This window comes from Variovorax paradoxus (assembly GCF_022009635.1).
Lineage (GTDB): Bacteria > Pseudomonadota > Gammaproteobacteria > Burkholderiales > Burkholderiaceae_C > Variovorax.
Map to the genome: position 1 here is coordinate 1,126,105 of NZ_CP091716.1, position 11,639 is coordinate 1,137,743.

The 11,639-nt window shown below is 70.2% G+C and carries 7 protein-coding genes; 6 read left to right on the forward strand and 1 reads right to left on the reverse strand.

What is annotated here, in order from left to right; genetic code table 11:
- Positions 1 to 212: 212 nt before the first annotated feature.
- Positions 213 to 2,105 carry an ATP-binding response regulator gene (locus L3V85_RS05485; protein WP_237678393.1) on the reverse strand — a complete coding sequence of 631 codons (1,893 nt, stop codon included), beginning with the start codon at positions 2,103 to 2,105 and terminating at the stop codon, positions 213 to 215.
- Positions 2,106 to 2,267: 162 nt separating this feature from the next.
- Between L3V85_RS05485 and phnD the strand changes: the two genes are divergently transcribed.
- The 6 genes from phnD to tagF all read left to right on the forward strand — a co-directional run bounded on the left by phnD (position 2,268) and on the right by tagF (position 11,390).
- The gene (phnD, locus tag L3V85_RS05490; RefSeq protein ID WP_237678394.1) at positions 2,268 to 3,305 is read left to right on the forward strand and encodes a phosphate/phosphite/phosphonate ABC transporter substrate-binding protein; all 1,038 of its coding nucleotides are present in this window, start codon (positions 2,268 to 2,270) and stop codon (positions 3,303 to 3,305) included.
- Positions 3,305 to 4,369, forward strand: coding sequence for a phosphate/phosphite/phosphonate ABC transporter substrate-binding protein (locus L3V85_RS05495; protein ID WP_237678395.1), 1,065 nt, complete (start codon positions 3,305 to 3,307; stop codon positions 4,367 to 4,369). The genes phnD and L3V85_RS05495 overlap by 1 nt, the downstream gene beginning before the upstream one ends.
- Positions 4,370 to 4,499: 130 nt before the next feature.
- Positions 4,500 to 5,831, forward strand: a complete 1,332-nt coding sequence (gene tssK / locus L3V85_RS05500; protein ID WP_237678396.1) for a type VI secretion system baseplate subunit TssK — start codon at positions 4,500 to 4,502, stop codon at positions 5,829 to 5,831.
- The gene (locus L3V85_RS05505; protein WP_237678397.1) at positions 5,828 to 7,156 is read left to right on the forward strand and encodes a DotU family type VI secretion system protein; all 1,329 of its coding nucleotides are present in this window, start codon (positions 5,828 to 5,830) and stop codon (positions 7,154 to 7,156) included. Before tssK ends, L3V85_RS05505 begins: the two co-directional genes overlap by 4 nt.
- Positions 7,153 to 10,755, forward strand: coding sequence for a type VI secretion system membrane subunit TssM (gene tssM / locus L3V85_RS05510; RefSeq protein ID WP_237678398.1), 3,603 nt, complete (start codon positions 7,153 to 7,155; stop codon positions 10,753 to 10,755). Before L3V85_RS05505 ends, tssM begins: the two co-directional genes overlap by 4 nt.
- Complete coding sequence (gene tagF, locus L3V85_RS05515) at positions 10,752 to 11,390, forward strand: type VI secretion system-associated protein TagF (protein ID WP_237678399.1); 639 nt, start codon at positions 10,752 to 10,754, stop codon at positions 11,388 to 11,390. Before tssM ends, tagF begins: the two co-directional genes overlap by 4 nt.
- The last annotated feature ends 249 nt before the right edge of the window (positions 11,391 to 11,639 follow it).

Genomic DNA, 11,639 nt, shown 5'->3' on the forward strand with positions numbered 1-11,639 from the left:
CAAAGATGTGGGGCACGACAGCGAACATGGACTGCATCCGCAGCAAGGGGCGATGATCCAATGTAAGGACGGCCCCTGCTTCTTGCGATAAGGCGGAGGGCTTATGTCAGGGCCCGCGGCGGCCTGCCCGTGTGACGAATTTCACTGTGCGGCAGCCGCACGGCCTATGTCCGATGGACTACCCGGACACCTACCCCGGGCTTGCCGTCACGTCAGACGTCCGCCAGCAGCGCCGCCGCGGCCGCGCGCTGCGCCTGGATGGCCTGGCGCAGCACGCGCGGCGACACCGGCTTGTAAAGCACCGTGATGCCCGCGTTCGCCACCTCGCGCAGCCGGTCGGGCTTGGTCTCGCCCGTCACCAGCAGCCGAGCGGTGCCGGGGCCGATACCGTGCGGGTGGCGCTCCAGCGCGGCGATCACGTCCAGCCCGTTGTCGCCGCCCTGCAGCAGCAGGTCGCTGATGACCACGTCGGGCGGCTGCGCCCAGCCGTCGGCCAGCGCCAGCGCCTCGGCGCGGGTCTGCGCGGGCAGCACCTCGGCGCCCCAGTTGGCGAGCACCACGGCCAGGCCTTCGAGGATGGTGCGCTCGTCGTCGATCACCAGGATGCGCACGTTGGCCAGGCTTTCTTCCTCCTCGATGCCGGCCAGGGCGGCCGACAGGGCCGGCGCCGGCAGCGCGGCCGGCGCCGAGCGCACCAGCACCCGCACGCAGGTGCCCTTGTGCAGCTTCGAGCTGAGCTCGACGCGCGTGTTCAGCAGGTCGGCCAGCCGCTGCACCGTGGCCAGGCCCAGCCCCATGCCGCGCGCGCCGCGCGCCGCCTGCCGGCCGGTGGGCTCGACCTGGTAGAACTCCTCGAACACCCGCGCCTGGTGCTGCGGCGCGATGCCCACGCCGGTGTCGACCACGTCGATGCGCACGCCCTTGCCGCGCCGCCGCGCGCCGATGAGCACGCCGCCCTCGATGGTGTGGCGCAGCGAGTTCGACACCAGGTTGTTCAGGATGCGCGAGAGCATCACGTAGTCGCAGCGCACCCAGACATCTGTCTTGCGCACCACCAGCCGCAGCCCCTGCTGCTCGGCCACCGGGCGGAAGTTGCGGCTGATCTCGTCGAACAGCCGGTCCAGCGGAAAGTCGGCCCACTGCGGCTGCAGCACGCCGGCGTCGAGCTGCGACAGGTTCAGCAGCTCCGAGAACAGCCGGTCCAGCGAATCCACGCACTCGCGGATGTGGCCGATGCGCTGCAGCTTCAGCGGGTCGGTCTCGCCGTTGGCCAGCCCGTCGGAGAACAGCGTGAGCGCATGCAGCGGCTGGCGCAGGTCGTGGCTGGCGGCGGCCAGCAGGCGGGTCTTGGCCTGGCTCGCCACTTCCAGCTGCTGGTTCTTGCGCGCCAGCTCGGCGGTGGCCTCGTTGATGCGGCTTTGCAGCAGCCGGTGGCTTTCTGCCAGCGCGCGCGCGGCCTGGTTGAAGCCGTGCTGCAGGTGGCGCACCTCCGACGTGCCCTCGACCACCACGCTCGCGTCCTCGCCCGCGCCCAGCCGGTCGACCGCCTTGCCCAGCGCGCGGATCGGCTCGCTGATGCGCCGGGCCGCCCACCAGCCGGCCAGGCCCACGCCCACCAGGCTGAAGGCCAGCACCAGCGTCACGTTGAGCCAGACCGAGCGCCGCGCGCTCTGCACCGCGCCCAGGCTGATCTCGACCATCACCTTGCCGTTGTGGCGGCCGTCGTCGCCGACGATGGGCACCACCACCTGCAGGCCCTCGCCGCGCGCGCGGTCGGTGGTCTCGGAGTTGGCGACGATCTCGCCGTCCTCGGTCCAGATCTGCACCTGCTGCACATGCGGCTGGTAGGTGCCCGACTGGGCGGTGCGCTGCAGCGCGCGGCGGTCCATGCGCGCCAGCGGGGCCTGCGCCACCGTGGCCACCTGCAGCGCCACCGTCTGCGCATTGGCCCGCATCAGCTCGGTGAGGTTGCCCAGGTGCTGGCGCGTCAGCACCGCGATGGCCGCCAGCGTGGCCAGGGCCGCCGGCACCAGCGCCAGCAGGATCAGCTGCTGCGCGAAAGTGAGGCGGGCCAACCCGCGAAGGACGCGGAAGTTCCAGTTCATGAGGGCTTCGGACGCATGGGGGTCCGAGCTTAGGGGCGACGGAGCGAACAGGGAAGCAGGAAAAACATCACGAAAGTTGCTCGCAATTGCTATTTAATGGCGTCCGCACAGCCCGAGTCAGACCCGCCGCGCGTCGGCGCATCCATGCCATCCGGTCAAAAAATGCTGGTTTCATTGCGCCTTACTGCCCTGTTTCCAGTTGCCCTGCGCGCAGCGGCCATGGCCCTGCTTGCAAGCCTCGTGCCGCTGCTGGCCTGCGCCCAGGGCACCGCGCGCGAGCCGCCCATGCGCTTCGGCATCCTGCCGCTGGGCGGTGCCTTCGAGTCGCGCAGCGACTGGGACCCGCTCCTGGCCGAACTCAGCCGCGCCATCGACCGGCCGGTGAGCGTGCTGTCCGTCAATTCGTACGAGGCGCTGGAGCAGGCCATCCAGCGCGACGAGGTCGACATGGCCTTCCTGTCCGGCAAGATGGCGCTGGACGCCGTGACCCAGCGCCGCATGAAGGTGGTGGCGCAGGTGGTGCGCCACGACGGCCTGCCCGGCTACCGCGCGCTGCTGCTGTCGCGCAAGGCGCCGCCCTTCAATTCGCTGAAAGACCTGCTGGCACAGCCCGAGCGCTGGCGGCTGGCGCGCGGCGAGAAGCAGTCGGTGTCGGGCTTCATCGTGCCGCAGCTGCAGCTCTTCCTGCCGAACCACATCGCGATGGAGACGCGATTCCTCAGCGAGATCGTCGGCACCCACCAGGCCACCGCGCTGGCCGTGGCCAACAGCGAGGCCGACGTGGCCACCAACAACACGGCCGACTTCGAGCGCTTCAAGCAGCGCTTTCCGGCCGAGGCAGACCGGCTGCAGGTGCTGTGGCAGTCGGACCTGATTCCGCATGCGCAGATCGTGATGCGGCGCGAATACCCGCCCGAGCTGCGCAAGCGCGTGCAGGTGTTCCTGACCAGCTATGGCCGCGCCAAGGGCCCGCGCGGCGACACCGAGCGGCTGGTGCTCAAGTCGCTGCACGACCTGGCCGGCTTCGTGCCGGCCGACAACAGCTCGCTGCAGCCCGCCGCCAAGCTGGCCTGGCAACTGGCCCGGCAGAACGCCATGACCGCGCAGTGGGTGAACGACGCCGCGCGCGAGGCCCGGCTGCAGCGCATCGACGGCGGCTACGCCGAGCAGGTCGGCGTGCTCAAGGACGTGTCGCCCTGATGTCCCGCCCGGCCTCGCGCTTCCTTGCCGCGACGCTGCTGTTCGCCGCGTCGGCCGCGCTGCTGGCCATGCCTTCCGCGGCGACGGCGCAGGGCGCCGCCGCGGCGCCGCCGGCTCCCGGCAAGGGCGTGCCCGGCGTGGTGCGCGAGGTGCGCTTCGGCGTGCTGCCGCTGGGCGGCACCGTCGAGTCGCGGGCGCTGTGGACGCCGCTGATCGCCGACATGAGCCGCGCGCTCGGCCTGCCCGTGAGCGCTTATTCCGTGCCCTCGTACGAGGAACTCGACCGCGCCATCGGCCGCGACGAGATCGACATGGCCTTCCTGTCGGCCAAGATGGCGCTCGACGCCGTGATGCAGCGGCGCATGAAGGTGGTGGCGCAGATCGCCAAGCAGCCCGGCATTCCGCAGCACCGCGCGGTGCTGCTGATGCGCAAGGCCGGGCCCTTCAACACGCTGGCCGGCCTGCTCGCCGAGCCGCAGCGCTGGCGGCTCGCGCGCGGCGACAGCCGCTCTGTCACCGGCTTCATCGTGCCGCAGAGCCAGTTCTTCTTGCCGAACAACATCGAGATGGAAACCCGCTTCCTCGGCGAGTTCGTCGGCACCCACCAGGCCACCGCGCTGGCCGTGGCCAACGGCGACGCCGACGTGGCCACCAACAACACCACCGACTTCGAGCGCTTCAGGCAGCAGTTCCCGGTCGAGGCCGAGCGGCTGCAGGTGGTGTGGGAATCCGAGCCGCCGCCGGGCGCGCCGATGGTGGTGCGGCGCGGCTACCCGCCAGAGTTCCAGGCGCGCCTTCAAGCCTTCCTCACCGGCTACGGCAAGGCCAAGGGACCGCGCGGCGATGCCGAGCGCGAGGTGCTGAAGAACCTGCGCGCGGCCTACGGCTACGTCGGGGCCGACGACACCGCGCTGCTGCCGGAAGCCCTGCTGGAGTACCAACTGGGCAAGCAGCGCGCCAAGGCCGCGTCGTGGGTCAACGAGGCCGCGCGCCAGCAGCGGCTGCAGCGCATCGAGAAGATCTATGCGGAGCAGGTCGAGACCTTGCGCGCGCCGGATCGCTGAGACAGGCCCTAGTCCCTTCGCCGTACCACCAAACCCCCGAGCCTAGGCCTTAAGGCGGATTTGCCCGCCGCTTCCCGCGCCTGAAACTCCGTGCTTCTTTTCCGGCACCCTTGCCGTTGACGGAGCGCGGATGAGTTGGCGAACAAAAGTGGTGTGGAGCGAGGGGATGCTGCTGCAGCCTCAGCACCTGCAGCAAAGCGAGCGCCATGCCGACCATGCGCGGCATGTGCTGCTGCGCACGACCACGCCCTATGCCTGGGGCTTTGCCGAACTGGAGATCGACGCGGCCGCGCTCACGCTCGGCAAGCTCGCGCTGGTGCGTGCGGTGGGCGTGTTCGGCGACGGCACCGTGTTCGACATGCCGGCGGTCGATCCGCTGCCGGAGCCCATCGACATCCCTTCGGGCATGCGCGACGAGGCCGTGGTGCTCGCGCTGCCGCTGCGCCGCGCCGGCGCGCGCGAGGCCGACGCCGAAGACTACGAGGAGCTGGTGCGCCACCGCGTGCTCGAGTCGGAGGTGCCCGACTCCAACACCGCCGGCGAGCGCACCGCCATGCTGCAGCTGGGCCAGCTCCACACGCGGCTGATGCGCGCCGGCGAGGCCACCGACGCCTGGACCACGCTGGGCATCGCGCGCGTGCTCGAGCGCCGCGTCGACAACCAGGTGCTGCTCGATCGCGCGATGCTGCCGCCGCTGCTCGACGTGGCGGGCCATGCGGTGATCCGCGCCTGGCTCGACGAGCTGCTGGGCCTGCTGCGCCAGCGCGGCGAGGCGCTGGCCGGCCGCATGACGCAGGGCGGCACCGGCGGCGTGGCCGAGATCGCCGACTTCATGCTGCTGCAGGCCGTCAACCGCAACGAGGCGGTGTTCGCGCACCTGGCGAAGAGCGCAATGCTGCATCCGCGGAAGTTCTTCGAGCAGGCGCTCGGGCTGGCCGGAGAGCTGGCGAGCTTTCGCGACTCGCGCCGCGTGGCGCGCTTCGGCCCCTACATCCACGACGACCTGGCGATGAGCTTCCGCCCGGTCATGGACGACCTGCGCCGCAGCCTGTCGATGGTGCTGGAGCAGTCGGCCATCCGCATCGACCTGCACGACCGCAAGCACGGCGTGCGAGTGGCGGTGGTCACCGACGTGGAGCTGCAGCGCAACGCCACCTTCGTGCTCGCGGTCAACGCGCACATGCCCAGCGAGGCGCTGCGCGCGCGCTTTCCGACGCAGGTCAAGATCGGCCCGGTCGAGCGCATCCGCGACCTGGTGAACCTCGCGCTGCCTGGCGTCACGCTCACGCCGATGCCGGTCGCGCCGCGCCAGATTCCGTTCCACGCGGGCGCCAACTACTTCGAACTCGAAACACGCAACAGCGACCTGTGGCGGCAGCTCGAGCAGTCGGGCGGCATCGCGATGCACATCGCGGGCGACTTCCCCGGCCTCGATCTCGCTTTCTGGGCAATACGCGCATGACCAATCCAGACCCCTTCGCGGCGTTCGAATCCGAGCGCACGGTCATCAAGCCCAAGCCGCGCACGCCCGGCGGCGCACCGAGCGCGCCGGCACCGGCGCCGTTCTTCGGCGGCGCGGACCCGACGCCCGCGGCCGAGGTCGGCGAGCTGGGGCTGCTCAATCCGCTGGTGTCGGCCGCCGGCAAGCTGCTGGTGCTGATCGGCAAACTGCGCAACCTCGCACAGCCGCCCAGCGTGCCGGCGCTGCGCGCTTCCACCGCCGACGCGGTGAACCAGTTCGACGCCAATGCGCGCCGCGCCGGCGTGAGCAACGAGTCGGTGCTGGCGGCGCGCTACGTGCTGTGCACAGCGCTCGACGAGGCCGTGGCCAACACGCCCTGGGGCGTGCAGGCCGGCTGGAACAAGCAGAGCCTGCTGGTGCAGTTCCACAACGAGACCTGGGGCGGCGAGAAGGTGTTCCAGCTGCTGGCCAAGCTCGCGCAGGACGTGCCCACGCACCGCCAGCTGCTGGAGCTGATCTACAGCGTGCTCGCGCTCGGCTTCGAGGGCCGCTACCGCGTGGTCGACAACGGCCGCGCGCAGCTCGACTCGGTGCGCCAGCGCCTGGCCGACCTGATCGCGAAAGACCGCCCGCCGGTCGAGCCCGAGCTTTCGCCGCACTGGCGCGGGCAGGGCGCGGGCACGGTGCGGCTGCGCGAGTCGCTGCCGCTGTGGGTGTTCGCGGCGGGCTTCGCGCTGCTGCTGGCGCTGGCATGGTTCGCGCTGCGGCTCACGCTCAACTACCGTTCCGACACCACCTATGCCGCGGTGTCCAGCCTGCGCGCGCCCAACATCCAGATCGCGCCGCCGGCCTTGCCCGCGAAGACGCCACGCCTGGCGCGCTTCCTGGAGCCCGAGATCAAGCAGGGCCTGGTCACGGTGACCGACGAGGCCGACCGCAGCGTGGTGCGGCTGCGCGGCGACTCCTTCTTCGGCTCCGGCAGCGCCGAGCCGATGGCGCAGTCGCTGCCGGTGCTGCGCCGCATCGGCCAGGCGCTGGCCGAGGTGAAGGGCGAGGTGCTGATCACCGGCCACTCCGACAACCAGCCGATCCGCTCGCTGCGCTATCCGTCCAACTGGCACCTGTCGGCCGCGCGTGCCGACGCGGTGAAGGGCGCGCTTTCCACGCTGGTCGACCCCGCGCGCATGCGCTCGGACGGCAAGGCCGACGCCGAGCCCGTGGCCGCCAACGACACGCCGGCCAACCGCGCGCGCAACCGGCGCGTCGACATCGTGCTGCTGACCGAGCCCGAACGCGTGGCCGCCAACGCCGGAGCGGCGAAATGATCAAGAAAATCTTCGGCTTCCTGTTCAGCCCGCTGCTGCTCACGCTGCTGGCGCTCATCGTCGTCGCGCTGCTGGTCTGGTGGATCGGCCCGCTGGTGAAGATCGGCGCTCTCGCGCCGCTGGAGAGCGAACTCACCCGGGCCATCGTCATCGGCGTGATCGTGCTGGCCGTGCTGCTGCGCGCGCTGTACCGCCGCTGGCGCGCGCGCCGCGCGAGCCGCCACCTGACGGACGGCCTCATGAAGGCGCCCGCCGCGCGCGCCGACGCGCCTGTCGACGGCGAACAGAAAATCCTCGACACCCGCTTCAGCGAAGCCGTCGCCACGCTCAAGCAGATGCGGCTGCACGCCGCGGGCAAGAAGCCGGGCTGGCGCGACTGGCTCTCCATCTCGGGCGGCAGCTATCTGTACGACCTGCCGTGGTACGTGTTCATCGGCGCGCCGGGCGCGGGCAAGACCACCGCGCTGGTGAACTCGGGCCTGAGCTTTCCGCTGGCCGAGAAGTTCGGCCCCGGCGCCATCCGCGGCGTGGGCGGCACGCGCAACTGCGACTGGTGGTTCACAGACGAGGCGGTGCTCATCGACACCGCCGGGCGCTACACCACGCAGGACAGCCACCAGTCGGAAGACAAGAGCGCATGGGAAGGCTTCCTGGGCCTGCTGAAGAAGGCGCGCCCGCGCCGGCCGCTGAACGGCGTGTTCCTGACCGTGAGCGTGGCCGACCTGCTGAGCCAGGGGCCGGAGGCGCGCAGCCAGCTCGCTGCGTCGATCCGCGCGCGGCTGCTGGAGCTCGACAGCAAGCTCACCACGCGGCTGCCGGTGTACGTGCTCGTCACCAAGAGCGACCTGCTCTACGGCTTCACCGACTACTTCGACGACCTGGGCAAGGAGCAGCGCGCGCAGGTCTTCGGCTTCACGCTGCCGGCGGAAGAGAACCTGCAGGTCGAGGAGAAGGGGCTTTCCACCGCCTTCAACCGCGAATTCGCGCTGCTGCACAACCGCGTGAACGACGGCCTCATCGCGCGCATGCAGCGCGAGACCGACGGCACGCGCCGCGCGGCGATCTTCGGTTTTCCGGCGCAGTTCGGCTCCATCGGATCGCTGCTGTCCGACCTGCTGGAGCAGGTGTTCACCGGCTCCCGTTTTGCACAGCCGCCGTGGGTGCGCGGCGTGTACTTCACCAGCGGCACGCAGGAGGGCAGCCCGATCGACCGCGTGATGGGCAGCCTGGCGCGCAGCTTCGGCATCGAGCGCGCGATGCTCGCGCCGCAGAAGAGCAGCGGGCGCAGCTACTTCCTCACATCGCTGCTGCGCGAGGTGGTGTTCCCCGAGCAGCGCCTGGCCGGCGCCGACGTGAAGCTGGAGCGCCGCCGCCACACGCTGCGCGTGATCGGCGTGACGGCGATGACGCTCGTCACCGTCGGCCTGCTCGCTGCGTGGGGCTACAGCACGCTGCAGAACATGAACTACCTGAAGTCGGTCGAGGCCCGCGTGGAGCCCGCCCGGCAGAACCTGGCGGCGCTGCCCGCGCGGGTGCAGAACCTGGTGGAAGTCGCGCCCGTGCTTCAGGGCCTGCGCGACATCTGGAAGACGCCCGAGAACCGCGCGGGCGACGAGCCGCTGTCGATGACGCTGGGCCTCTACCAGGGCGACAAGCTCGACGCCGCCGCCATGCTCACGCACCAGCGCGCGCTCAACGACGCCTTCCTGCCGCAGATCGCCAAGCGCATCGAGGACCAGCTGCGCACCGCGCAGAAGGACAACCTCGAGTACACCTACGAGGCGCTCAAGAGCTACCTGATGCTCTACCAGCCCGAGCACTTCGACGCCGAGGCGCTGAAGGCCTGGATCACGCTCGACTGGTCGCGCAACCTCGACCGGGGCATTCCCGAAGACCAGCGCAAGCAGCTCGAAGACCAGCTCGACGTGCTCATCGCGCAAGGGCCGCCGCGCTCGCCGCTGAAGATGGACGAGAACCTGGTGCGCAGCGTGCGCGCCGTGCTCGCGAGCTACCCGCTGGAGCAGCGCGTGTTCAGCCGCCTCAAGCGCCAGCGCGCCACCAAGGACATCCCGGCCTTCAGCGTGGCGGCGGCCACCGGCCCCTCGGGTCCGCTGGTGTTCGAGCGCATCAGCGGCAAGCCGCTGACCGAGGGCGTGCCGGGCATGTTCACCTACGACGGCTATCACAAGCGCTTCCAGAACGAAGTGACGGTGCTCACCGGCCTGCTCGCCAACGAAGACCCGTGGGTGCTGGGGCAGGACCGCAACACCGCCGACCGCCTGCGCGACGTGGCCGCGCTCGGCGCGCTGACCGACCGCGTGCGCCGCCTCTACCTCGAGGAATACGTCAAGCAATGGGAAGCGCTGCTCTCCGACGTGCGCCTGATCCGCGCCAACGGGCTGGACAAGAACATCGAGACCGCGCGCATCCTCTCGGGCGTGGGCTCGCCGCTTTCCAACTTCCTGCGCGCCGTGGTCAAGGAAACCACGCTGATCCCGCAGGGCGACGCCGGCAAGGACGTGGTGAGCAAGGCCACTGAAACCGTGCGCAACACGCGCAAGGGCCTGGAGGACCTGTTCGGCGGCGACCCCGGCAGGCAGGTGCCAGCGGGCAAGCGCATCGAGAGCATCGTGGACGACCGCTTCGAGCCGCTGCGCCGCCTCGTCACCGCCGGCGGGCCCAACCAGCCCGCGCCCATCGACGATGCGCTCAAGCTCTTCAACGAGGTGTACGTGTACCTCACGGCCGTCGACACGGCGGTGAAGGGCCGCACCTCGCCGCCGCCCGGCGACGTGGCAGGCAAGCTCAAGTCCGACGCCGGCCGGCTGCCGGAGCCGGTGCGCTCGATGGTCGAGAACCTGAGCCAGTCCGGCGCCGCGCAGGCGCAGACGGCCGAGCGCGGCAACCTGAGCCAGGACCTGCGCCCCGTGGCCGAGTTCTGCGCGCGCGCCATCGCGGGCCGCTATCCGTTCGTGGGCAACAGCAAGCGCGACGTGCTGCCCGAAGACTTCGGCCAGATGTTCGGCCCCGGCGGCCTGATGGACGACTTCTTCCAGAAGCGCCTGGCCGCACTCGTCGACACCAGCACCCGGCCCTGGCGCTACAAGCCCGTGGCCGAGCGCGGCGCGATCACCACGCAGGCGCTCGCGCAGTTCGAGCGCGCGGCGCGCATCAAGGACATCTTCTTCCGCGGCGGCGGCAGGGGCCCGTCGATGCGGCTGGACTTCAAGCCGGTGGAGATGGACGCGGGCATCACCCAGTTCATCCTCGACGTCGACGGCCAGCTCGTGAAATACGCGCACGGCCCGGTGGTGCCAATGGCGGTGCAGTGGCCGGGGCCCAAGGGCAGCAACCAGGTGCGCATCCAGGTGAGCCCGCCTTCGACCACGGGCAGTTCGGGCGAAGCCGTCGATGGGCCGTGGGCCTTGTTCCGAGCGCTCGACGACGGACAGCTCGAAGCGGGCGATGCGCCGGAGAAGTTCTTCATCACCTTCCAGATCGGCGCGCGCAAGACGCGGTTCGAGGTGACGACCAACAGCGTGCAGCACCCGATCCGCTTGCGCGAACTGCGCGAGTTCTCTTGTCCGGAGGGGTTGTGAGCGCGGCGTTCTTTCCCCTCCTTGCCTCGGCGGCGCTGCCGGGGTGGTTCGGCAAGTTGCCGGGGATGGGGGACTTCGCGCATCGGCGCTTGCCCGAGGCGTTTCGCTCTGTTTGGGACCAGTGGCTGCAGCGCGGGTTGGCGCGCTTGAAGGACCGGCATGCCGACTGGATCGAGCGGTATCTGGAGGCGCCGATCTGGTGCTTTGCGCTCGGGCCTCGGGTTGTCGGCGAGCGTGGATGGATCGGGGTGCTGATGCCTTCGGTGGATGGTGTGGGGCGGTACTTTCCTTTCACGCTGGCCGTGGAGCTGGATGGGGACCATCGGACGGAGCTTCGGGGGGAGGCGCTGGCTGCCGCGCTGGAGTGGTGGGCGTTGGCTGTGCGGGCTGCGTTGGAAGGGCTTGAGGGGGATCTGGATGCGGTGCGGTTCGATGCCGTGCTGCAGAGGCTCTTTCCTGCTGGCGGCGAGGCTGGACGCGAGCTGCTTGTGGAGGTGCTCGAGCTGCCTGTGGCGGGGGCTTCTCTTTGGCTTGGCGATCCTGCTGATGAGGCTGGGGTCCGGATGGTTGGTGAGGGCCTGCCTTTGGATGAGAAGTTCGATGTGCTTTTCCTCGGCTTTGCGGGGGAGGAGTGAGATGACGGCCTCTTCTTGTCTTGCTTCCCGGGGCCGGGTCTCGGCCCGGCGGCCGACCTACTTTTCTTTGCTTCGCCAAAGAAACGTAGGCAAAAGAAAGGCGACCCTGCTGTCTGCGTCCCTTCGCTGCGCTACGGGCAACCTGCGGTGCTCACGTTTCGCGGGGTCTCGCAGAACTCGCTTCGCTCAAACAGCTGCGAGCCCTGATCCGCGAAACGCTCCGCTCCTCGGCGCAGCCAGAAGGGATTG